Genomic DNA, 23,959 nt, shown 5'->3' with positions numbered 1-23,959 from the left:
CGCCTCAGAACTTCACCAGCGGTGACCCGCTGATCAACTCGTAGACGAAGTTCACGAAGAAGAACCCGAAGAACAGGAAGTTCAGCACGAGCAGCACGTAGTGCCACCACCGCGGGCGGGCCGGCCTGGGGAGTTTCGAGTTCAGATACATGAGCATGAACGGAAAGGCCAAGGCCCCGAGATTCGACATGTTCGCCGAAATCTGCACGAGCCGCACCGGTGTGGTGAGGTGGATCGCGCCGGCGATGATCACGAGCACCACCAACATGAACGGGTAGTAGAAGCGGCGGGGATCGCCCTCCAACAGGCGACGCAGGCGCGGGCTCGTGGCATGTGCGGCGTCGGTGAAATTGCGCACCAGTGCCTCGAATATGCCCAACTGCGTGGAGAACAGGATCAGCACGCCGACCACCAGCATCAGATAGAACATGCCCGAGCCGTACTGCTCGCCCAACTTCTCGGCCGTGAACGTCGGCACGTTCGACGTCGTCGGCGCATCGCCGGTGGTCGCGACGATGTGCGCCATCAGGATGGTGGGCAACAGCATCCCGAGCATCGCGCCGCAGAAGAACACCGCCCACTGGTCGATGAGCAGCAGCCGGTACCACCGCTTCCACCGGGAGGCGTTCTCCGGCGTGTCACGGAAGGTCACGCCCACCGGGAGCAATTCGCGTCGGTCCCCGCGCATTCCGGAGATGTAGCCGACGCGATGACCCATGCCGTATCCCTTGTCGCGGTAGTGGGCCATCGCATACCAGTTCAGCCCCGACGCCAGCGCGGTGAAACCGGCGAGCGCGCCGAGCGTCGTCGCGGTGATACCGGGCGGCGGTGCGGCCGGCGTCAACAGACCGCGGATCCCCTCCCACCACACCGACGGCGGAACGATCGCGATGTCGACCACGAGCAACACCGCCAGCAGCGAACCCACGATCACCCAGTTGCTCAACTCGAGCGCGCGCGAGATCTTGCGGGCGAACACACAGATCAGAAAGACGACGAACAGCAGACCGATTGCCAACAGCCGGGTGTATTCGAGTTCGTCGGACCGGTGCACGCGTCCGGCGATCAACGCGAACAGCCCCTGCCCAGCGCTTGCCGCCCAGCCGCCGAAGATGAAGGCGAAGTAGAAGACGATGAGCGACACCGGGATCCAGAATTTCCAGCCCGGCGGGACGCGGCCCCACCCGACGATCGGCACCTCGCCGGTGGCGACCACATACCGCGACACCTCGACGTTGTAGAACGTCTGGAGGATGGCCGACACCGTGATGACCCAACCGATGCCGACGAACCCGTACGCGCCGACCGCCTGCGGGCCGAGCAGCCACTCGCCGCTGCCGACCGAGATACCGAGCGCGATCAGACTCGGTCCGATCACGAACTGGACGATCTGCACCGGACCGAGGCGCGAGACCTTGAACACTTCCTCGGGCTCGGGCAGATCGTCGACACCCAATGGTGGACGGCTCGTGCCCAATTGATACGACGCGGAATCCGACACCGGTTCGGTGAGCTTGCTGTCGGACATCGGGCCCTCCCCCGGGTTGTCGTCATCGACATGTCCCTGGATGGGGCTTACACCACGCATTCGGAAAGGTCAATAGCGGTGTCGCGCCGACCGTCGGCTCGACGGCGCGGGAATTCTTGCGCCGAGGGATGTTTCAGCTTCGTCCGCAGCGCTCCCGGTGACCGGAGCGACCGAGCCCTGCCATGGCGGCGACGCCGAGTTGTCAACGCGCCGAACGACTCGCGCCCGATTTGCTCATGACATGCCGCCCTACGGCATACGCTTGTCGACATGTCCGACCAACGCCCGAGGTCGGGGGCTACGGTTGCAAAGTTGGCCATGTATTGCGTACTGGCCGGATTCCTCGTGGCGGCATTGCTGTTCCCCGTCGTGGGCGCCGCCGGGATGTTGACGAGCCGGGTGTCGGAGACCGTGAGCGAGGACTTCGCCGAGCTGCTGGAGGGCGAAGCTCCGGTCGTCTCCACCATGGTCGATTCCGCGGGAAATCCGATCGCGTGGTTGTATGAGCAACGCCGCTGGGTGGTGCCGAGCGACCGGATCGCCGACACCATGAAGCTCGCGATCGTCTCGGTGGAGGACAAACGGTTCGCCGAACACAACGGCGTGGACGTCCAGGGCACCCTGAACGGACTCGTCAGCTATCTGCGTGGTGCCGAGCAGATCCGTGGCGGGTCGACGCTCGACCAGCAGTACGTCAAGAACTTCAACCTGCTGGTGCGCGCAGAGACCGACAAGGAGCGCCGGGCCGCGATCGAGGTGAGCCCGGCACGCAAACTGCGGGAGATGCGGTTGGCGTTGGCCCTGGACAAGGCGCTGCCCAAAGGGGAGATCCTGGCCCGCTACCTGAATCTGGTGTCGTTCGGCAACGGCGCGTTCGGCGTGCAGGACGCGGCGCGGACGTACTTCGGCATCGACGCCGCCCAGCTCAACTGGCAGCAGGCCGCCCTGCTGGCCGGTTTGGTGAGGTCCACCAGCGCGCTCAACCCGTACACCAACCCCGACGGCGCCCTGGCCAGACGCAACACCGTGCTCGACACGATGATCGAGAACCTGCCCGACCGGGCCGACGAACTGCGCGCCGCCAAGGGCCAGCCGCTGGGCGTTCTCCCGCAACCCGACCCGTTGCCGCAGGGGTGCATCAGCGCGCGGGATCGGGCGTTCTTCTGCGAGTACGCGCTGCAGTTCCTGGCGAACGCGGGCATCACCATGGAGGAGATCACGCGCAACGGCTACCTGATCCGCACCAATCTCGACCCGAAGGTCCAGGACAGCGTCAAGTCGGCCATCGACACCGTCGCCGATCCGACCACCGACGGCGTGGCAAGCGTGATGAGCGTGATCACGCCGGGCAAGGACGTGCACCGGCTGGTCGCGATGGCCGACAACCGCACGTACGGGCTCGACCTCGACGCCAACGAGACCGTGCAGCCGCAGCCGTTCTCGCTGGTCGGTGACGGGGCCGGGTCGATATTCAAGATCTTCACCACGGCCGCCGCACTCGAGATGGGCATGGGCATCAACGCTCAGCTCGACGTTCCGGCGTCGTTCCAGGGCAAGCGGCTGGGCAGCAGCGATACGCCCGGATGCCCGAAGGAAACGTGGTGTGTGAAGAACGCCAGGTCCTACCGCAGCCCGATGAACGTCACCGACGCCCTCGCCCAGTCGCCGAATACCGCGTTCGCCAAACTCATTGCGCAGATCGGGGTTCCACGCGCGGTGGACATGGCGGTCCGGTTGGGGTTGCGGTCGTACGCCGAGCCGGGCAGCGCCCGCGCGTACAACCAGTCCGAGGAGCACGCCGACGAAAGCATCGCCGACTACGTCAAGCGCCAGAACATCGGGTCGTTCACGCTCGGGCCGCTTGAGCTCAATGCCCTCGAGCTGTCCAATGTCGGGGCGACGCTGGCGTCGGGCGGCATGTGGTGCCCGCCCAACCCGATCGACAAGATCTTCGACCGCTACGGGCGGGAGGTCGGCGTCGAGACCCCGCCCTGCGAGCAGGCGGTACCCGAAGGGCTCGCGAACACGCTGACCAACGCCCTTGGCAAGGACCACACGGGCGGGACCGCGACCGCCGCGGCGAGCACGGTCGGGTGGGATCTGCCGATGGCGGGCAAGACCGGCACCACCGAATCGCACCGGTCGTCGGCGTTCCTCGGGTTCACGAATCGATATGCCGCCGCGAACTACATCTTCGACGACTCATCCTCGCCGTCCGGCTTGTGTTCCTATCCCTTGCGCAAGTGCGGTGACGGCGACCTGTACGGCGGCACCGAACCGGCCCGCACCTGGTATCTGGCGATGGACCCGATCGCCGAGTACTTCGGGCCGCTGGGGATGCCGCCCACCGACCCGCGCTACGTCGACGGCGGCCCGGGCAGCGAAGTGCCCAGCGTGACCGGCCTGAAGCTCGACGCCGCACGTAAACGCATCCAAGATGCCGGGTTCCAGGTCGCCGAGTATCCGACGCCGGTCAACAACTCGGCACCCAAGGGTTCGGTGGTCGGGACGACGCCGCGTGGCAAGACGATCCCCGGCTCGATCATCACCATCAACACCAGCACCGGCTACGTGCCGCCGGTCTACGTTCCGCGGCCCGAGGCGCCACCACCGCCTCCCGGCGCACCGCCGCCGCCACCTGACGGCAACGTCATCCTGATTCCCGGGCTGCCACCCATCACCATTCCCGGGCCGCCTCCGCCGCCTCCGCCGGCGCCGCCTCCCCCGGCTCCGCCGCCACCGCCTGCCCCCGGCGCGCCGTTCTGACATCGAGTCTGCGCTGAGGGCGTGATTCACTCGCCCTTTTGCGCCCTGGACGCAGACTCGATGCAGTGCTAGTCGACTGCTCAGCGCGATCCGGCGGGCCGACACCAGTCGCTACGATGGAGACTTCCCGCCGGTCCGTCGAGCCGCGCAGACACTCCCCACGAAATTTCGCGATGAACACCTTGAGCCACACCCGTATCCACGCCACGCTTCTTCTCGTCCTCGCGATGATGTGCGCCGTCGTCGGCTGCTCAGAAGCCCATACGGCGTCGACCCCATCGACGGCACCCGCCGCCGCTGTTCCGCCGCCGCCGGACGCCACGAACCGGCCACTGGCATCCGAGCCCGCACGGCTGGCCGACGATCTCGTCGCCGACGAGCAGGTCCTGCGAGACCCGGCGACACCGGAGAAGGTTTTGCAGGCCGCGGCCGTCCGTCAACAGGCGGCCTACCGTGCCCTCGGACGGCATCCCGAGTGGGATCCGATCGCTCGTCCGCGGATCCCTGCACCACTCCTCGAAACCTATGACCGCAATGTCGACGCGCGCCGTCAGCTCAACGCGATGAGCAAGCGGGCAAAGGACACGCTGCCCGCGTGGCGGATCGTGGCGCCCCGGCCCGTCGACGAGCTGATGGGTTACTACCGCAAAGCCGAGGCAGCGTCCGGCGTCGGCTGGAACTATCTGGCGGCGATCAATTTCATCGAGACCGGCTTCGGCCGCATCGCCGGCGTCAGCACTGCCGGTGCGCAAGGTCCCATGCAGTTCATGCCGTCGACGTTCGCCGCGTACGGCGGGGGCGGTGACATCCACTCACCCCATGACGCCATCATGGCGGCGGGCCGATACCTCGCCGCGAACGACTTCGCCAACAACCCCGATTACGCCCTGTACCGGTACAACAACTCCAACCAATATGTGCGGGCGATCAGCGCTTACGCAGCCGTGCTCGCCGCCGATCCCGGTGCCTTGGCCGGGTACTACCGGTGGGACGTCGTCTACAACTCGACGGCCGGCGACGTGACGCTCCCCGTCGGGTACACCGCCACCGAGCCCGTCCCCGTCGCGGACTACCTCAAGACCCACGCACCGCCCACACCCGACGTTCGGATCTCCACCCAGAGCGAGCAGATTCTCCAGAACATGCTGCAGGTCCGTAACGGTGCCGGCGAGGGATCTGACCAACTGTCCCGGCAATTCCTCGGCGTCCCCTACGGCGCCAACACCCTTGGCGGCTCGGCTGTCGAGCCCGAACAGCTCGTCGTCGACCTGCAGAGGGTCGACTGCTTCACCTACGCCGACTACGTCGAAGCGCTCAAACGGTCGGCCAACCGTGACGAGTTCCTCGATGCACTGGCCAACGTGCGATACCGCGACGGCGTCGTCAGCTTCCAGAACAGAAAGCACTTCTTCACGGACTGGTCGGTATCGGCGCCCGCCATCGCGACCGACATCACGAAGAATCTGAGCCCCAACACGATTCAGGTGCCCAAGAACCTCAACGCCAAGAACTCCGGCGGCGTGTATCTGCCCGGGTTGCCGGTCGTTCCACGGACCGTTTCCTACATTCCCAGGGACAAGGTCGACAGCCACGTCATCGACGGGCTACGCACCGGTGACTACCTCGGCGCCTACGCCGAAGACGGCGGACTCGACGTCACCCACGTCGGCATCATCATCGACACACCCGCCGGGCCGGTCTTCCGGAATGCATCGTCCCTGCGGGCGGACAACAAGGTCGTCGACACCCCGCTTGGTGCCTATCTGAAGACCGTGCCTGGGATCGTCGTCCTGCGCCCGGTGCAGTAGCGGACTCGGGGCATGAGTGGGGCTGTTGAGAGTCGGTTGATGGTTGACGGATCTGTTTCGGTTGATCCTTGACACTCTGGTGTTGTGGTTTAGGCCTGTGCGCCGGTGCGGAAGGCCCGTTTGTTTCGTACCTCGCCGGTGCTGGTGCGGGCAGCGGTTTTGACGAGTTGGTCGCCGACCCAGAACCGCAGCAGCCCACCGTCGACGTGCACATCGCAGCGTGCCCCCGCGTAATGCCGGCCCACGCTGACCTGCTGCCAGGACACGCAGACCACCCCGTTGGTGGTCACCGTCCGTGACACCCAGTCCTGGCCACCGCGCTCGTCAGGGGCAGCGGATGTCCTGACCGCTGGGCTGACACGAGCACCGGCAGTGAATCGTTCGGCCGGGGTGGCCATCTTCAACGACTGATGCGGCCGAACGGTGTTGTACTCGCACACCCATGCATCCAACGCCGCCTGGGCGGTCCTCAGGTTGGCGAAAGGCGCTGCGGTGCGGAGGAACTCGGCTCGCAGGCTGCGGTGAAACCGCTCGATCTTGCCGGTCGTGGTCGGCGTGCGTGGCTGGGTCAGCAGATGCTCGATGCCATGCTCGCGGCAGATCGCATCGAAGAGCACCTCCACCGGAGGATGGTTAAACCGGCCGGTGAACACCTTGCCGTTATCGGTCAAGATCTGCTCAGGAGCGCCGTAGGTCGCCAACGCCTCGCGCAGCCCGTCGCACACCGCGCGGGTACGCTCCCGGACCATCAACCGAGCACACACGCACATCCGGGAGTGATCGTCGATCCCGGTCAACGCCTTGGCACTGGTCCCATTGGCCAGGGGGAATCCGCCCACCACATCCATCTGCCACAACTCCATCGGGGTAGCGCGTTCCCAACGTTTCCACTTGCGAGCGCGTCGATCCCGCAGCCTCGGATCAATCAACCCGGCCCGCAGCAACGCCCGATACACCGCTGAGGCCGACGGCAGCGGTGCCACGTCGCGTTTGGCCAGTTCGAACACCAACCGCCGCGGCCCCCAGTACGGGCGCGAGCGCCGCAGCTCCAGCACCGTCGCTTCCACCTCGGCCGGCATCTGATGCGGACACCACGCCGGCCGATGCGACCGATCCGCCAACCCATCCAGACCCTCGGCCTCATAGCGGGCCAACCAAGCATGCAGCGTCTGCCGCGACACCCCGACCTTGCTGGCCACCTGCGTTATCGACAAACCATCACTGATCACCGCCAACACGGCCTGATACCTCTGCTCGACCACGCTCAACTCCCTCATCCAGGGAGTGTCAAGGATCAACCGAAACAGATGTAAGGCATCAGCCGAAACACTGTCGCCCATCAACCGGAGACAAAACGTCAAGCCTCACCCGACGTCATACAGGGCATGAGTGGGGCGGGCGGGGCTCGAACCCGCGACCAATGGATTATGAGTCCACGGCTCTAACCGACTGAGCTACCGCCCCGGGCGCATCTGCGCGGCACCCATGATCCCACACAGCCGCAGCCGAACGACTCGCGGAGTCAGCCGAACGTGCGGTTTCATCCGCGACGGCCGTATCGATCGGCACACTCGGCGAGTCGCTCTTCCTCGGCGAAGACCGCCCCGACGTAGTGGGATCATGGCGGACGTGCCGTCACCGTCTTACGCATTCGCCTCCGACAACGCCGCGCCCGCTCATCCGCAAGTCATCGAGGCGATCACCGCCGCCAATGACAGCGCGGTCGCGTCCTACGGTGACGACGCCGCCACACAACGCGCGACCGAGGCCGTCAAGACGACGTTCGACTCCCCCGACGCCGATGTGCTGTTCGCGCTGACGGGCACGGGCGCCAACATCATCGCGCTCGCGTCGGCGGTGCGGCCGTGGCAGGAGATTCTGTGCAGCGACGTCGCGCACTCACTGGTCGACGAGGCCGGCGGTCCCGTCCGACTGTCGGGCGCCCAGCTCACCAAACTGCCGAGCGACGACGGGCTCATCGACCCGGCCGAACTCGACCGCGCGGTCACGCGGCGCGGACCGGTCCATCACTCGCAACCCCGCATCGTCACGATCACGCAGTCCACCGAGAACGGGCGGCTGTGGACTCCGCAGGCGATCAAAGACTTCATCGACCATGCCCATGACCTGGATCTGCTCGTGCACGTGGACGGTTCGCGAATCGCCAATGCGGTAGCGGCGCTGGACATCCCGCCGCGCGAAGCCATCGGTGACGCCGACATCGTCACGGTCGGCGGCACGAAGAACGGCCTCCTGCTCGGCGACGCGATCCTGGTGCGACGTCCCGAGCTGTTTGACGGAATTCACTTCGTGCAGAAGCAGATCGGTCATCTCGCGAGCAAGCAACGCTTCATCGCCGCGCAGTTCGAGGCCCTGTTCCGCGACGGTTTATGGCTGCGAAACGCCGACCACGCCAACCATATGGCCGCCCGGTTGAGCGTCGGATTCGAAAGCCTTGGCCTGCGGCTGGCCTCCCCGACCGAGGCCAACGAGGTGTTCGTCGACCTCGATCCTCGTGAATATCACCAGCTGTCGACGGCGTATGCGGTCCATCGGCCGGACCCGCTGCTGCCGACCGTCCGGTTCGTGTCCTCGTGGGCGACCACCGAACGCGAAGTCGATGACGTGCTGAGCCTGCTCGGTCAGGTGTAGACCGGCTGCCCGTCGTCGCCGATCCGGTATTGCTCGGTGCCCTCGTGGACGCGTGCACCATCGACGCCCAATGCGACGGCCACCTTGTTGCACGCGTTGCGCATGACGTCGAGCGTCAATTCGATTGCCTCGTCGCGGGAGAAGTGCTCGAGCAGCGAATCACCCGACACCCGCGACGGTGTCCAGATCAGCGCGTCGACATAGCGCAGGGCCGCCTTGTGGCGTTCGGACAACTCGGAATTCTCGTAGTGATCGATTGCGGAGAACATCGTCTCGGTAGCGCCGGCCTCCAACGCACCGGCCTCGCGCAGTGACTTGCACAGCCGGCAGTTGTGCTGGCGGGCGCCGCGAAGCCGCACGATCTCGGATGTCACGGGGTCGAGCGCGCGCATCCGGCCAACCGCGGGCACGAAGACGTCGATCACGTAGTCGGAGGGTGAGGTGTCGTGGTCCCAGCTGCCCGGTTCGACCGGCACGTTCACCCCGATCGAGCACAGCCCGGCGAGCACCCGCGGCACGAAGTCGGCGATGAAGATCAGGGTCGTCACACCAAAAACATTGGGACCCAGCAGGTCCCCGAAGGCGGCTCGCTGCGCATCGCTGATCGCGGTGACGTCGGCACTGAATTGCTCGGCGAACTCGGTGATCATCGGGTCGACGGCGCCGCCACAGGATTCGGCAGGCAGCGGCGACAGTCCGACCGTCGCGGCGCACGCCTCCCGAACGTCGGCATTGATATCGGCCAGTCCCGGCGGCGACAACGCCACCAGGCGCGTCAACTGACTCAACACACCGGCAGTATCCATCACCGCCGCCGCCGGCGGGCGCTTTACGGCGCCGCTGCCCGTGCCATGGCGTCCAGGCCCGACGCGTAGCTCTCTTTGACCACCTCGAGGTGCACCCAGCTGTCGACGACACCGACGCCGGGAAGCGCCCGCACCGCGTCGAGGATCTCGACCAGCTGTGCGGCCGAGAATGCGCGCACCGTGACCAGCAAGTCGAAGCGACCCAACGTCCGCGCCACGAAGATCACCGAGCGCATCGTCATCAGCGCGGACACGACGTCATCGGCGGCCCCGGTCAGCCGGATACCCAGCCCGAGCGCGCTCTGCCGGTCCTGCCCGGAATGCCGGACCACCGCACCGATGCGCACCACCTGCGACTCTACGAGCCGCACCACCCGGCGCCGGGCACCCGCGGGCGAAAGTCCGACGGTCTCGGCGAGTTCCACATACGATGCCCGGCCGTCACCCTGCAGTGCGCGCAGCAGTGCCAGGTCCATGTCATCGACCTCGACGCTGACATCGCCGACCGGCCCGACCACGTCGCGCAGCACCTCGACGTAGGTGAGTGTGTCGACGCCGACGACACCCGCCATGGCCCGCATCTCGTCGATCACCCCGTCGATGTCACGAATCGACGCGACCCGCACCTCGACGATCAACCCGTAGGCACCACTGGTCAGCGACAGGAACGCGACGTCGTCGCGGCGCGCCAGGGAGGTTGCGATGCGGGCGGCCGGCCCGTCGACCGTCACGCTGACATGCGCCAGCGCACCACGACCCAGCACCGCGGGATGCACGACACCGCGCACCACGACCTGCCCGCTGGCGATGAGCCGCTGCATCCGGGTGGCCGCCGCCGACCGCGACAATCCGACCTGACGCGCGATGTCGCGGTGGGTCAACCGCCCGTCTCCCTCGAGCAGGCTGACGATGGCCTCGTCCACCTCGTCCATCTGAACACCACCTGAAATTCGTTCGAAGATTTTTACTCACCGATGCTCCGGCACAAAGATCGCCATGAAGCCGCGTAGTCGTAATTTCTGATCTTAATGCCACGCTCCACGCGCATATCGAAACTCGCAATATGGGTGTAACGAGCGAATCGATTGCGTGCGCCGACCTGCGGGTTTACCGTAACGCACATCACACTTCGCCCTCCCCGCGCAAGGATGCCCATGGCTGACACTCCCCCGATCAGGCCCAAAGTCACGGAGGTGGAGACGCACGGCGTCGAACCGATCCCCGACGCCGAGCGCACCGCCGGTCCACTGGACCTGTTCCGTCTGGTCTTCGGTGGCGCCAACACGATCGCCACGGTGGTGCTCGGCACGTTCCCGATCATCTTCGGTTTGTCGTTTCGCGACGGTCTGCTCGCGACGCTGGCCGGTCTGATCCTCGGCTCGTTGATCCTGGCGCCGATGTCGTTGTTCGGTCCGCGCAACGGCACCAACAACGCGGTGTCCTCCTCGGCGCACCTGGGTGTGCACGGTCGTGTGGTCGGTTCGTTCCTGTCCCTGCTGACGGCGGTCGCGTTCTTCTCGATCTCGGTGTGGACGTCCGGCGACGTGCTCGTGGGTGGGGCGAACCGCGCGATCGGCCTACCCCAGAACGACACCGCGGTCGGTGTCGCGTACGGAATCTTCGCGCTGTTGGTGCTCGTGGTGTGCATCTACGGCTTCCGATTCATGTTGCTGGTCAACAAGATCGCCGTCGTCGCGGCCACTCTGTTGTTCCTCGCGGGAATCGTGGCATTCGGCGGCATGTTCGACGCGAGCTATGCCGGCACCCTGCCGATGGGTGATCCGCTGTTCTGGCCGTCGTTCGTTGGTGCGGCGCTGATCGTGATGTCGAATCCGGTATCGTTCGGTGCGTTCCTCGGCGACTGGGCGCGCTACATCCCGCGGGATACCCCGGCGTGGAAGACGATGGTGGCCACGATCGCCGCGCAGTTGTCGACGTTGGTGCCGTTCCTGTTCGGTCTGGTCACCGCGACCGTGATCGCGACCCACGCACCGGACAACTTCGCCGCAGGTGACTATGTCGGTGGCCTGCTGACCGTCTCACCGGGTTGGTACTTCGTGCCGGTCTGCCTCATCGCGCTGATCGGCGGCATGTCGACCGGCACCACCGCGCTCTACGGCACCGGCCTGGACTTCTCGAGCGTGTTCCCCCGCTTCAGCCGCGTGCAGGCGACGATCTTCATCGGCTCCATCGCCATCGTGTTCATCTTCATCGGCCGGTTCGCTTTCAATGTGGTGCAGAGCATTTCGACATTCGCCGTACTGATCGTCACGTGCACCGCGCCGTGGATGGTCGTCATGATGATCGGCTGGTTCACGCGCCGCGGTTGGTATGACTCCGACGCCCTCCAGGTGTTCAACCGCAGGCAGCGCGGGGGCCGCTACTGGTTCACCCACGGCTGGAACTGGCGGGGTTTGGCTGCCTGGCTCATCGCGGCCGCGCTGTCGATCTGCTTCGTCAACCTGCCCGATCAGTTCGTCGGCCCGCTCGGCAATCTCGCCGCAGGCATCGACCTGTCGATACCGGTCGGCCTTGGCCTCGCGGCCATCCTCTACCCCGCGCTGCTGTGGGCGTTCCCCGAACCACGCGACGCCTTCGGCCCCGACGGTCCGCTCGGCGTGCCTGCCGGTGCGCCCGCCAACATCCCGATCGTCAGTGACGACAAACCCCAAAACACCCCAACCGCAGAGGAAGTGACAGCATGACCGCCCCGATCGGACCCGTCGACGCGTCGAAGATCCCGCGCTTCGCCGGACCGGCCACCTTCGCCCGACTCCCCAGACTCGATCAGGTGACCAAGGCAGACGTCGTCGTCGCCGGCGTGCCGTTCGACTCGGGTGTCTCCTACCGCCCCGGCGCGCGGTTCGGTCCCACCCACGTCCGGGAGTCCTCGCGCCTGCTGCGGCCGTACCACCCGGGCCTGGATGTGTCGCCGTTCGATCTCGTGCAGGTCGCCGACGCCGGTGATATCGCGGTCAACCCGTTCAACATTCACGAGGCGATCGAGACCATCGAGGGCGCCGCGCGCGAACTCACCTCGGATGGAACGAAACTCGTGACCATCGGCGGTGACCACACCATCGCATTGCCGCTGCTGCGGGCCGCCGCCGCCAACCACGGCCCCGTCGCGCTCGTGCACTTCGACGCCCATCTCGATACCTGGGACACCTACTTCGGCGCCGAGTACACCCACGGCACCCCGTTCCGGCGTGCCGTCGAAGAGGGCATCGTCGACACCGAGGCCCTGTCGCACGTCGGCACCCGCGGCCCGCTGTACGGCAAGAAAGATCTCGAGGACGACCGGCGCTTCGGGTTCGGCATCGTCACGTCGTCCGACGTGTACTACCAGGGTGTGCGCGAGGTCGTCGACAAACTTCGCCAGCGTGTGGGTAACCGGCCCGTCTACGTCTCGATCGACATCGACGTGCTCGACCCGGCGCATGCACCCGGCACCGGAACCCCGGAGGCCGGCGGCATGACGAGCCGCGAACTGCTCGAAATCCTGCGCGGGTTCCGGGGGCTCAACATCGTCGGCGCCGACGTCGTCGAGGTCGCCCCGGCCTATGACCACGCCGAGATGACCGGGGTGGCCGCCTCGCACGTCGCCTACGATCTGGTGTCCCTGTTCGCACTGGGCCAGGAGAGCTCCGGTGCGTAATGGTGGCGACGTCGTCGTCGAAACCCTGACCGCACTGGGTGTCTCGCATGTGTTCGGCATCCCCGGCCAGAACGCGCTCGGCCTGTTCGACGCCATCCGGCGCAGCGACCTGCGGTTCATCAGCTCACGCGTCGAGAACAACTCCGCGTTCGGCGCCGACGGCTACAGCCGCGTCACCGGAGAGGTCGGCGTGCTGTTCCTGTCGACCGGTCCGGGTGCGCTCACCGCGCTCGGTGCGCTGCAGGAGGCATATGCCACCGGCGTGCCGGTGCTGGTGATCGCCAGCCAGGTCCCGCGATCGGGCATGGGTTTGCGCCGTGGCATGCTCCATCAACTCGACGACCAGAAGGCCAGCGCCGTCAACGTCACCAAAAGCGTTGCCACCGCGCGCCACGCCGCCGAGATCCCCAGCCTGATCGCCGATGCCTACGCCTTGGCGCTGTCCGCGCCGGCCGGGCCGACGTGGGTCGAGATTCCGCAGGATGTGCTGCTGGAGCCCACCTCGGTCCCGCCGGTCGCCGCTCTTTCCGTGGCTCCGTCACACCGTGCCGCGCGGCCGGAGCTCATCGAGGAAGCCGCGACGCTGTTGAACAGCGCCGAGCGGCCCGTCATCCTGGCCGGCGGCGGCGTGCGCCGCTCCCCCGGCGGGCCGCATGCCCTCCGCGCGCTGGCCGAAAAGCTTGGTGCACCGGTGGTTTCGACGGTCGGCGGCAAGGGCGCCATACCGTTCGATCATCCGCTGTCGGCGGCTTCCTGGATCGAGGACCGCTACACCACCGAACTACTGGAGAACGCCGACGTGCTGTTGGCCGTCGGCACCGCGATGGGCGAGGTCACCAGTAACTACTTCACGTTCGCGCCGCGCGGCCGGCTCGTGCATGTCGACGCCGAAGGCCGGGTGCTCGAGGCCAATCACCCGGCGCTGGCGATCCACGCCGATGCCGCCACGGCGATGCGGGCGTTGACCGAACGCGTGCACGCCCGTGACACCGGAGCAGGCGCGGCACAGGCCGCTGAGCTCCGAAAGGCGGTGCAGGACCGGCTTGCCGGACAAGATCTGACCACCGAGCTGGAGCTCATGTCCGATCTGCGCGCGGCCGTGCCCGCACCCACCCACACGTTCTGGGACATGACGATCGCCGGGTACTGGGCGTGGTCGGCGTGGGACCCGCAGGACGGCGCGTTCCATTCCGCGCAGGGCGCAGGCGGTCTGGGCTTCGCGTTCCCCGCCGCGCTGGCCGCGGCGATCGCGACCGGCGACCGGACCTTCGCGGTGTCCGGTGACGGCGGCGCCATGTACTCGATCGCCGAGCTTGCCACGGCACGTCAGCACGACGCCAACGTCACCTGGCTGATCGTCGACGACGGCGGTTACGGAATTCTGCGGGAGTACATGACCGCCGAATTCGGCGAAGCGACCGCGACCGAACTGGCCCGGCCCGACTTCGCCGCCTTGGCAGCAAGTTTCGGCATACCCGCGCACACGGCCACCACCGACAACATCGGAGACGTTGTCGCGGCCACCTTCGAGACGGACGGCCCCGCCGTTGTCGTCCTTCCCGCGTTACTGCATATGTTTGCTCCCACCCACCACCCGGAGTCCGAGCCCACCCCACATCTAACGAAGGAATGAATCCGTGGGTAAACCAATCGATATCGCGATCGTCGTCATCTACCTCGTCGCCATGCTGGCCTTCGGGTTCTGGGGTAAGACCCGCACCAAGGACTCCGCGGACTTCCTCGTCGCGGGCCGTCGCCTCGGCCCGACGCTCTACACCGGCACCATGGCGGCCGTCGTGCTCGGCGGCGCGTCCACCGTCGGTGGGGTAGGTCTCGGTTACAAGTGGGGCATCTCGGGCATGTGGCTCGTGGTCGCGATCGCCGTCGGCCTGCTCGCCCTGAGCCTGTTCTTCGCCGGACCGATTCAGCGCCTGCGGGTGTACACCGTCGCGCAGATGCTCAGCCTGCGCTACGGCGTCGACGCCACGTCGGCGTCCGGTGTGGTGATGGCCGCCTACACGCTGATGCTGTCGGTCACCTCGACCATCGCCTACGCGACGGTGTTCAACGTCCTGTTCGGTACGGGCCGAACGGCTTCGGTGATCATCGGCGGCGCGGTCGTGATGCTGTACTCGGCGATCGGCGGGATGTGGTCGATCACCCTCACCGACATGGTGCAGTTCATCCTCAAGACCATCGGGGTGTTCTTCCTGCTGCTGCCGTTCACCTGGCACCGGGCCGGTGGCCTGGACGGCATCCGGGAGCGTGCCGGTGACGCGTTCTTCAGCTTCACCAACATCGGCACCGAGACCATCATCACCTTCTTCGTCGTCTACAGCTTCGGAATGCTGATCGGACAAGACATTTGGCAGCGGGTGTTCACCGCACGCTCACCGCAGGTCGCGAAGTGGGGCGGCACCGCGGCCGCGCTGTACTGCGTGCTGTACGGCATCGCCGGCGCGCTGATCGGCATGGCCGCATCGACGTTCCTGCCCGACGTCGAAGCCAAGGACGACGTCTACGCCCAGATCGCGGAAGCGATTCTGCCCGTGGGCATCAGCGGCCTGGTGCTGGCCGCCGCCGTGGCCGCGATGATGTCGACCGCGTCGGGCGCGCTGATCGCCACGGCGACCGTGGCCCGCACCGACGTCCGGCCGCTGCTGCTGCGCCTCATCCGCCGAAAAGCCGAAACCGAGGAAAATCCTGAGGTGGACGTGCATTCGGACCGCCGGTACGTCGCGGTGCTCGGTGTCGTGGTCATCATCATCGCCGCACTGCTCAACGATGTGGTGGGCGCGTTGACCATCGCCTACGACATCCTGGTCGGCGGGCTGCTGGTGCCGATCCTCGGCGGATTCCTGTGGAAGCGGGCGACGGGTGCCGGCGCGTTGGTCGCGATGGGCGTTGGCACGGTCGTGACGCTGGGCACGATGGCCATCGTCGGCGATGTCCTGGCCAACGAGCCGATCTACTACGGTCTGGTCGCGAGCCTGATCGCCTACGTCGTGGTGAGCCTGATGACCACCCGCACCCCCGCACCGGTGCTGCAGATCTGGGACGACCGGCTCGCCGGACGCAATACGGCTAGCGCGGTCGACGACGTTCCCACGGCCACGTCATGAGCGCCCACACCGCGAGGACAAGGACGCTGGCTGTCAGCACATAGACCGGCCACGGTCCCAAAACGTCGAGCAGCGAGGCCGTCGCGGGTTTGGCGTTGAGAAACCCGTAGTTGGTTTCGGCGAAGCTGTTGAACGCCATGGTGACCGCCGCCCAGGCGGCGGTCACCAGCACCACGAATCGATAGCTTCGCCAGCTGGGGCGCATCCCACGTCCCCAGGTGAGATAGATTGCGGCCCAGACCACCAGCAGGTGGATCGACCAGAACGCCAGGAACTCGTAATGCGGGAAATCCGGGCTCTTCAACACGGGCGAGATGAGCGCCTGCGCGCTGAGGGTCAGGCCCCAGTAGTAGGTGAGCTCGTACGCCCACTGCCGCTGTGACCAGAACGCGTAGGCGCCGACGACGGTGGCGAGGTCGGTGAGGCGCAGCGGCACCGACCGTTCGATCGAGGGCGGTATCAGCGTGTAAACGAGCATCGCGACGTAGATGGCGGCCGTCAGCACACCGAGGACGCGGCCCAACACCCGCGACTGCTGCTCGGTCTGCCTGCGGCCGAGCCACACCAACAGCGCTGCCACAACAGCGAATACGGCGATGGCGGCCCAGTAGGACGGGCCGTAGGCGGTGAATTGCCGTTGTGCCATCGCCGTTCCTACGTCATTGCGCTTGGCTCACCGACGACATGTGGAAATCGGGGATGCGCAGGGTCGGCATCGATGCCCGTGTCGCCCAGTCGCCCCATTCGCGTGGCAGGGTGACCTCGCTGATGCCTGCCTCGGTGGCCCGGCGTAGCAGGTCCAGCGGGCTCTCGTTGAAGCGGAAGTTGTTGACCGCGCCGGTCACCTCGCCGTCTTCGATGAGGTACACGCCGTCGCGCGTCAGCCCGGTCAGCAGCAGAACCGTGGGATCCACCTCGCGGATGTACCACAGCGTCGTCAGCAGCAGCCCGCGCTCGGTGCCGGCGATCATGTCGGCCAATTCGGCTGTGCCGCCGGTCATCAAGAGATTGTCGGCAGGAGCGGCCACCGGCGCCCCGTACTCGGCGGCCACCGCGCGCGGGTAGGCCAACGCGTTGACCACGCCGTCGCGGATCCAGTCGACCCGGCCGATGTCCATGCCGTTGTCGAAGATCGACACCCGCTCCGATGAGGTCGGGACCGCGACAAACGGCTGGCACGCCAAGGATTGCGCGTACGGATCGGAGTACAGCGTCAGCCCGAGGTCGGTGAGCTTCTCCCCCACCCGTGTTCCGCCCGGCGCCGACAGCGCGGTCCGGCCTTCCTGCGCACCGCGGCCGTCCATGGTCCAGGCCAGATAGATCATCATGTCCGCGACGGTCGACGGCGGCATGATCGTTTCGTACCGCCCGGCCGGGAGTTCCACGGTCCGCTCGGCCCAACCGAGCCGCAGCGACAGATCGTCGAGCAGCGAATCGACGCGGACATCAACGAAATCGGGTGTGCTCACCCCGGCCCAGGCGCTGGCGCCGTTGCGTTTGGCGTTGATCTCGACCGAGCCGGTCGGCTGGCTGTAGCGTCGCCGCAAGCCGCTCGACGTCGCCACGAACGTCGTCTCCAGCACATGCCGGGCATACCCGTAGAGCTGGTCGGAACCGCGGAAACCCTTAGCCAGGTCGCCGGCGATTCCGGAGAACACCTGCGAACCCGTGCCGGGTACCGGTGCGTCCCAATCCGCCGGCCCGGCGTCGGCCGGCAGCGGCGGCGCGGCGTCGCGGGCTTCCGGCGCCGCGAGCGCGGCTTGTCGGGCGGCGGCGACGAGCTCGGGGATCACCGCGGGATCGACCTCGCTGGAACGCACCGATCCGACGTGAGCCTTCTCGCCTTGACGCACAATCGAAATCACGGTCGTCGTCCGGCTCACGGTCTCGCCGTTGGTGGTCATCGAATTGCCGGCCCAGCGCAGTGATGCGTCCGCGCGATCGGTGACCAGCACGACAGTTTCCGCTCCGGGCCCGGCCGCATCCAGTGCGATGTCGACAACCTGCTGCGCGTCGATCATCGGCCGCCCTCCGTCCGGGTGTTGAGCACGTTGACGCCGCGGAAGAGTGCGCTCGGGCAGCCGTGGCTCACCGGCGCCACCTGGCCGGGTTGGGCCTTGCCACAGTTGAACGCTCCGCCGAGCCGCCAGGTCGACGGTCCGCCGACGGCCTCCATCGAACCCCAGAAGTCTGTCGTGGTGGCTTGGTAGGCGACATCGCGCACCTGCCCGTCGAGGCGGCCGTCGCGAATCCGGTAGAAGCGCTGGCCGGTGAACTGGAAGTTGTACCGCTGCATGTCGATCGACCAGGATTTGTCGCCGACGATATAGAGCCCATCGGAGACCCGGGAAATCAGGTCCTCGGTGCTCAGATCGTCCGGCCCGGGCTGCAGGGAGACGTTGGCCATCCGCTGAATCGGCACGTGGTGTGGGGAGTCAGCGTACGAGCAGCCGTTGGAGCGGACCTCGCCGAGTCGCGGTGCGAACACCCGATCCAATTGGTAGCCGACAAAGATGCCGTCACGCACCAGGTCCCAGCTCTGCGCACGCACGCCCTCGTCGTCGAATCCGACTGTGGCCAAGCCGAACTCGACGGTGCGGTCGGCGGTCACGTTCATCACCTCCGAGCCGTACCGCATGGTGCCGAGCTTGTCCGGAGTCGCGAACGACGTTCCGGCGTAGGCGGCCTCGTAGCCGATCGCGCGGTCGTATTCGGTGGCGTGGCCGATGGATTCGTGAATCGTCAGCCACAAGTTGGACGGGTCGATCACCAGGTCGGTCGGACCGGCCACCACCGACGGCGCCTTGGTCTTCTCGGCCAGCAGCGACGGCAGTTCGGCCAACTCCGAGGTCCAGTCCCAGACGCCGTCGTCGGCGACCGCCTCCCAACCCCGCGCGGTCGGCGGCGCGAGCGTGCGCATGGTTTCGAAACTGCCTGCCGAGGAGTCGACCGACACCGCCTCGAGGGTCGGGAGCACCCGCACCCGCTGCTGGGTGATCGAGGATCCGAACGTGTCGGCGTAGAACGTCTGCTCCTTGACCGCGTGCATGCCTGCCGAGACGTGGTCGACGCCGTCGGCGGCCAGCAGCCGTCCGGAGTAGTCGTCGAGGACCGCGATCTTGTCGGCGGCCGCCACGGTGAACGGGTCGATGCCGTATTCGGACACCCACGTCACGTCGGTGTAGACCGGTTCGGGCGCGAGCTCGATCCGCTCGCCGTTCAGCTGCGACAGCGTCGTCGCGACCTCGACCGCTCGCCGCGCGGTCGCCGCGGCCACGGTCGCGTCCAGTTCGGCATGAGAGGCGAACCCCCACGTTCCGTCGACGATCACCCGCACGGCCAGGCCGATCTCACGAGTGATCACCGATGTCTCCAGCTCACCGTCGCGAAGCTGGATGAGTTCGGTGGTGATGCGGTGAATCCGCAGGTCGGCGTAGCTGGCGCCGGCGGCGACCGCCGCGGACAGTGCCGCGTCAGCCAACTCGAACCGGGGCAGGCCGAGGAAGTCGGCGTCCACTTGTCGCTGAGCTGTCACGCCTCCCCACACTAAACGGTGCGATCAGGTCAGCGTCACAATGGCAACGGCCGGAAGCCGTCCGATGAGGACTTGCTTCCGGCCGTCGGGGGTTGTGTTCAGTTCGTGCCGGCCTCACCCGCGGTCTGGACGAGCGTGGCCGACGGGGCGGACCCGCCCAGCTGGCGCGCCACGAAATCGGCTGCCTGGACGGCCATCCCATTGACCTTGTAGGAGCTGTGCGCCCCGCGGTCCAGGCCGCCGGGGAAGCACACCGGGTCGCCGGTCGCACACAGCTGAATGGTCTTGGCGGCGTAGGGAGCTCCGATGGTGATGGGCGGCGCGTTGCGGTCGGCCAGGCTCAGGAACCAGCCGTCGGGTGTTCCGAACAGGGCCACGGCCGCAACGTGGGAGGCAACCTCAGCAGGCATGGGCCCGGACAGCCCGGCAGGCAGCACGTATCCGGCGGGCACACTGCTGGACGTGGTGTATCCGGCGACGGCGGCGCCCTGCGAGTACCCGCCGAGCACGATCTTGGTGTCGGGGCAGCTTGCCGCGATCGACTGGATCCTGTTGCTCGCGTCGACGATCCCGTCGACGGCCTGTCCGAAGTTCAGCGATGCCGGGTAGTTCACCCCGTAGACTTCGACGGATTTTCCGGGCAATTGCGCGGTGAGCGCGTCGACGAACGCCTGGCCGGTCGCCCCGACGCCGGGGGCTTCGTTGGTGCCGCGGGCAAAGACGACTTCGACGTCGGCGCACGCGTCGGCGGCGGCATTCGCGGTCGCGACCGGGCCGGCCAACGTGCCGACGACGATCGCAGCCGCGGCGAGGACGGTGAAGAGGGTGGACTTCGCCACCTTGGTGACAACAGTGCTCATGAGTACTCGCCCGTCCTTCGGTTCCGTTTGCCATCGGCTTGATGTGGTAGTGGCAACTACTTGCAACAAGTCGAACGAAGGCGCGGACGATTCCGGTCAGTCAAGTGATGTACGCCACCCGAGCAAATCGGCATCGGAGGGATTGCCGGGACGGATACAGGCGTTGGTTAATCGACTGATCGCCGCCTCGGCAGGTCGATGCAGACTTGACCATGCCGCTACGTCCGAGTGTTACATCGCAATCGTGACTGCTGATGACACGACGTTGACCGATTCCGATTACGCACGTGCCGAACAGATGTTGGCTCCGCACCGGGCGCGGCGAGTGCCGGGCAGTTCGCTCGATCCACAATGGTTGTCCGGTGGTACCCGCTTCTGGTACCGGGTCGGGGCTCGCTACATCGTGGTGAATCCCGATGACGGCAGCCGACGCGACGCGTTCCACCACGACAGATTGGCAGCGGAGCTGTCCGAAACGTCCGGCCACGCCGTCACCGGGAGCGACCTGCCGATCGCCGGCGTGGAGATCCGCGACGACGACACCGTGCGGTTCACCGCATTCGACAAGCAGTGGGACTGGTCAGACGATTCAGGCCTGACCGAGCGAGCTGACGCGCAGCCGGTACCTGGTGAGGTGCCGTCACCGGACGAGGCGTGGGTCGCGTTTCGGCGCGACGGCAACATCTGGGTGCGGCCGCGCAGCGGTGGCGAGGAGTTCGCACTGACGGACGACGCCGAGCCACAGTTCGACTACGGCGGCCTACCCGACACCACCGGGGCGCGAGCATTGACGCGGGTGCTCGGCCTGCCGCCACCGTCGATCTTCCACTGGTCACCGGATTCGACCCGAATCCTGGCGCAGCGCATCGATCAACGCGGCCTTCCGGAGTTGGTTCTCGTCGAGTCCTCACCTGCCGACGGCAGCCGCCCGAAAGAACACCGCACCCGCTACACGATGCCCGGTGAAGCGGCGGTCGCGACGATGACGTGGAACGTCCTCGATGTGAACCAGCGCAAGGTGATTCGCCAGCAGGACGCGCCGTTCGTGATCATGCACAACACGGCGTTGGTGTACGCGTGGTGGACGGGGAAAGCGGACGAAAAGGTGTATTTCCTACACCACTCCCGGGACGCCCGCACCCTCGAGCTGCGTCGCCTCGACCCGGCGACCGGCGCAACGACGACATTGATCAGCGAAACGGGCGAGACACGCGTCGACCCCGCCGTGCAGCTCGGCGACCCGCAGATGGTGCACGTCTTGGAGTCCGGCGAGTTCGTGTGGTGGTCGCAGCGCGATGGTTGGGGCCACCTCTACCTGTACTCGGCCGACGGACAGCAGGTCACCCGGATCACCCAGGGGCAGTGGCTCGTCCGCTCGCTGCTGTGGGTCGACGAGGATCGCAGGCAGGTGTTCTTCCTGGCCGGCGGCCTCAACGAGGAAGACCCGTATCTCCGGCAGATCTGCCGGATCAATCTCGACGGTTCCGGATTCACCCGGCTCACCGACGACGAGCTCGACCACGACGCGGTGAGTCCGCCTGAGGGCGGCTATCTCGTGGACCGGGCGTCGTCGTCGAGCCTGCCACCGCGTTCCGTCGTTCTCGACGGTGACGGGCAGGTACTGGTGGAGCTCGAGTCACCGGACACCGATGCGTTGGAAACCCTCGGTTGGCGACCACCGGAACGGTTCCGCACGACGGCCGCCGACGGACGAACACCGATCTACGGACTGCTGTGGCGCCCCCACGGATTCGACCCGCAGCGACGCTATCCGATCATCGAACATATCTACCCGGGGCCCCAGATCTATCGCGCCGGACCGTCGTTCGACCCGCCGCACCAGGGCGAGCCGGAAGCCTTCGCCGCGCTGGGCTTTGCGGTGGTCGCGATCGACGGACGCGGTACCGCGGGGCGCGACAAGTCCTTTCACGATCATTCCTACGGCGACCTCGGCAACGCCGGCGCCCTGGATGACCACGTCGCCGCGATCCGCGAACTGGGGCACCGCTATCCCTGGCTCGACACAGGTCGGGTCGGGATCACCGGACAGTCCGCCGGTGCGTTCGCCGCCGCCCGCGCCCTGCTGATGTACCCCGACTTCTACAACGTGGCGGTCGCCACGTCAGGAAATCACGACAATGCCGTCAACCTGGCGATGTGGGCCGAGCACTACCACGGTGACGTCAGCGCTGAGGGCAAGCAGGCAATCTCCAACTCCGCGTTGGCCGCCAACCTGAACGGAAAGCTGCTCCTCATCCACGGCGAGCTCGACGACAATGCGCACCCGTACATGACACTGCGGCTGGTGGATGCACTGATCAAGGCGGACAAGGATTTCGACCTCATTCTGATTCCCGGAGCCGAACACGCCCTGATCGGCCGCCAGCACTACTTCCTGCGGCGAACCTGGGACTATTTCGTGCGACACCTTCATGGCACCGAACCACCGAGTTACCGCCTGTCACCGCTGCCGCTGCCGTCACTCGGCGGCTGAGGCGCGCAGGATCTCGCCAGCCCGGCGCAACACATCCAGCTGTGCAGTGTTGTACAGGTCTGCCATCGCGCCGCTGATCGTCCTGTCCGCGAAGCGTTTTCCACGTGGGGCGTCGGATCGGGACTCGGCAAGCCCTGGATGAGCCTGGTTCACTGCCCGGATGTAGGGGGCGAGACGTTCCGCGAGATCGTTCCGCGTCGCCTCGTCGGCGTCGACGGGCAGGTTGTCGAACTCTGCCGACGCGGGATCGTCGGGCGCGTCCCTCATCATGTCGGCGTAGACCCGCATACCGCGGGGGCCAAGAACCCGGCTCAGCACTACGACGAGAGAGCGATCGGCGTCCGTCATCTTGGCCGCGGCTGCCGGCGGGACGAAGTCGTGCGGCAGGTCGGTCGGCGCCGAGTGTTCCAACAGTACGGCGAGCTCCTCGCGGGCCCGCTGCAATCGTTCGATCGTGGCGCCGAGCTCGGCGTCGAGCTCCCGTAAAGCCTGCTCGGGGTGGTCGTCGGAATCACCCATCGCCGCGATCTGCGGAAGCGAAAAGCCCAGCTCGGTCAGCCTTTTGATGCGCACCAACCGGACCAGATGCGCGACGCCGTACTGCTTGTAGCCGTTGGCGCGACGCTCAGGCTCGGCAAGCAGACCGACGGCGTGATAGTGCCGCACGGCGCGCAAGCTGATGCCCGCGAGTTCGGCGATTTCACGGGTACTCCAAGCCACGATCCCCTAC

The 23,959-nt window shown here is 66.7% G+C and carries 17 protein-coding genes, 1 tRNA gene and 1 pseudogene; 9 read left to right on the top strand and 10 right to left on the bottom strand.

All coding sequences use genetic code 11. The features are described from left to right. Nucleotides 1–4: 4 nt before the first annotated feature. On the bottom strand, nt 5–1,528 hold the full coding sequence (locus AWC31_RS31485) for an Nramp family divalent metal transporter (RefSeq protein ID WP_085148905.1): 1,524 nt from the start codon (nt 1,526–1,528) through the stop codon (nt 5–7). Nucleotides 1,529–1,798: 270 nt separating this feature from the next. On the opposite strand from AWC31_RS31485, the gene ponA2 reads away from it, so the two are divergent. From ponA2 to AWC31_RS38025, 3 genes and pseudogenes are all read left to right on the top strand, one after another. Continuing rightward, complete coding sequence (gene ponA2, locus AWC31_RS31480) at nt 1,799–4,294, top strand: transglycosylase/D,D-transpeptidase PonA2 (protein ID WP_085148902.1); 2,496 nt, start codon at nt 1,799–1,801, stop codon at nt 4,292–4,294. 173 nt (nt 4,295–4,467) lie between these two features. After that, nucleotides 4,468–5,379: pseudogene (locus AWC31_RS38030) on the top strand (lytic transglycosylase domain-containing protein); the annotation flags it as partial. A 57-nt stretch (nt 5,380–5,436) separates the two neighbouring features. Continuing rightward, nucleotides 5,437–6,102 (top strand): DUF1460 domain-containing protein, encoded by a 666-nt coding sequence (locus AWC31_RS38025; protein WP_374213971.1) that lies wholly within the window; start codon nt 5,437–5,439, stop codon nt 6,100–6,102. 89 nt (nt 6,103–6,191) lie between these two features. Here the strand turns inward: AWC31_RS38025 and AWC31_RS31470 are convergent, their stop codons facing one another. Both AWC31_RS31470 and AWC31_RS31465 read right to left on the bottom strand, forming a co-directional pair. Next, on the bottom strand, nt 6,192–7,379 hold the full coding sequence (locus AWC31_RS31470) for an IS481 family transposase (protein ID WP_085148896.1): 1,188 nt from the start codon (nt 7,377–7,379) through the stop codon (nt 6,192–6,194). Nucleotides 7,380–7,492: 113 nt separating this feature from the next. Further along, nucleotides 7,493–7,566: transfer RNA gene (locus AWC31_RS31465), tRNA-Ile, on the bottom strand. Nucleotides 7,567–7,722: 156 nt separating this feature from the next. On the opposite strand from AWC31_RS31465, the gene AWC31_RS31460 reads away from it, so the two are divergent. Next, nucleotides 7,723–8,754: a threonine aldolase family protein gene (locus AWC31_RS31460; RefSeq protein ID WP_085148893.1), complete on the top strand. Its 1,032-nt coding sequence runs from the start codon at nt 7,723–7,725 to the stop codon at nt 8,752–8,754. Here AWC31_RS31460 and AWC31_RS31455 read toward each other — a convergent pair. After that, nucleotides 8,745–9,560, bottom strand: coding sequence for a carboxymuconolactone decarboxylase family protein (locus tag AWC31_RS31455; protein WP_085148890.1), 816 nt, complete (start codon nt 9,558–9,560; stop codon nt 8,745–8,747). The two genes, AWC31_RS31460 and AWC31_RS31455, sit on opposite strands and share 10 nt — an antisense overlap. Before the next feature lie 23 nt (nt 9,561–9,583). Then, a complete protein-coding gene (locus AWC31_RS31450; protein WP_085148887.1) occupies nt 9,584–10,492 on the bottom strand; it encodes an Lrp/AsnC family transcriptional regulator in 909 nt (302 codons plus the stop codon). A 222-nt stretch (nt 10,493–10,714) separates the two neighbouring features. Here AWC31_RS31450 and AWC31_RS31445 point away from each other — a divergent pair, with 222 nt between their 5' ends. From AWC31_RS31445 to AWC31_RS31430, 4 genes are read left to right on the top strand one after another with little or no spacing between them, the layout of a single operon-like run. Then, nucleotides 10,715–12,265, top strand: coding sequence for a purine-cytosine permease family protein (locus AWC31_RS31445; RefSeq protein ID WP_234817060.1), 1,551 nt, complete (start codon nt 10,715–10,717; stop codon nt 12,263–12,265). Then, nucleotides 12,262–13,218: an agmatinase gene (gene speB / locus AWC31_RS31440; protein WP_085148881.1), complete on the top strand. Its 957-nt coding sequence runs from the start codon at nt 12,262–12,264 to the stop codon at nt 13,216–13,218. The genes AWC31_RS31445 and speB overlap by 4 nt, the downstream gene beginning before the upstream one ends. After that, nucleotides 13,211–14,851, top strand: coding sequence for a thiamine pyrophosphate-binding protein (locus AWC31_RS31435; protein ID WP_085148878.1), 1,641 nt, complete (start codon nt 13,211–13,213; stop codon nt 14,849–14,851). The genes speB and AWC31_RS31435 overlap by 8 nt, the downstream gene beginning before the upstream one ends. Before the next feature lie 16 nt (nt 14,852–14,867). Beyond that, a complete protein-coding gene (locus AWC31_RS31430) occupies nt 14,868–16,340 on the top strand; it encodes a sodium:solute symporter family protein (protein WP_207626478.1) in 1,473 nt (490 codons plus the stop codon). Here AWC31_RS31430 and AWC31_RS31425 read toward each other — a convergent pair. From AWC31_RS31425 to AWC31_RS31410, 4 genes are all read right to left on the bottom strand, one after another. After that, the gene (locus AWC31_RS31425) at nt 16,303–16,986 is read right to left on the bottom strand and encodes a YwaF family protein (protein ID WP_067852126.1); all 684 of its coding nucleotides are present in this window, start codon (nt 16,984–16,986) and stop codon (nt 16,303–16,305) included. The two genes, AWC31_RS31430 and AWC31_RS31425, sit on opposite strands and share 38 nt — an antisense overlap. A gap of 13 nt (nt 16,987–16,999) precedes the next feature. Further along, a complete protein-coding gene (locus AWC31_RS31420; RefSeq protein WP_067852124.1) occupies nt 17,000–18,361 on the bottom strand; it encodes a metallopeptidase TldD-related protein in 1,362 nt (453 codons plus the stop codon). Then, the gene (locus AWC31_RS31415) at nt 18,358–19,875 is read right to left on the bottom strand and encodes a TldD/PmbA family protein (protein ID WP_085148872.1); all 1,518 of its coding nucleotides are present in this window, start codon (nt 19,873–19,875) and stop codon (nt 18,358–18,360) included. Before AWC31_RS31415 ends, AWC31_RS31420 begins: the two co-directional genes overlap by 4 nt. Nucleotides 19,876–19,973: 98 nt before the next feature. Beyond that, nucleotides 19,974–20,735, bottom strand: a complete 762-nt coding sequence (locus tag AWC31_RS31410; RefSeq protein WP_085148870.1) for a cutinase family protein — start codon at nt 20,733–20,735, stop codon at nt 19,974–19,976. 298 nt (nt 20,736–21,033) lie between these two features. On the opposite strand from AWC31_RS31410, the gene AWC31_RS31405 reads away from it, so the two are divergent. Continuing rightward, nucleotides 21,034–23,229, top strand: coding sequence for a S9 family peptidase (locus AWC31_RS31405; protein WP_234817089.1), 2,196 nt, complete (start codon nt 21,034–21,036; stop codon nt 23,227–23,229). On the opposite strand, the gene AWC31_RS31400 is transcribed toward AWC31_RS31405, so the two are convergent. Then, complete coding sequence (locus AWC31_RS31400) at nt 23,215–23,949, bottom strand: helix-turn-helix domain-containing protein (protein WP_085148864.1); 735 nt, start codon at nt 23,947–23,949, stop codon at nt 23,215–23,217. The two genes, AWC31_RS31405 and AWC31_RS31400, sit on opposite strands and share 15 nt — an antisense overlap. Between the last annotated feature and the right edge of the window lie 10 nt (nt 23,950–23,959).

Origin of the sequence: Mycolicibacterium wolinskyi, assembly GCF_002101965.1 — a bacterium.
Taxonomy (GTDB): domain Bacteria; phylum Actinomycetota; class Actinomycetes; order Mycobacteriales; family Mycobacteriaceae; genus Mycobacterium; species Mycobacterium wolinskyi.
Note: the sequence above shows the minus strand (reverse complement) of the source record. Positions and strands in the feature narration are given on the sequence as shown.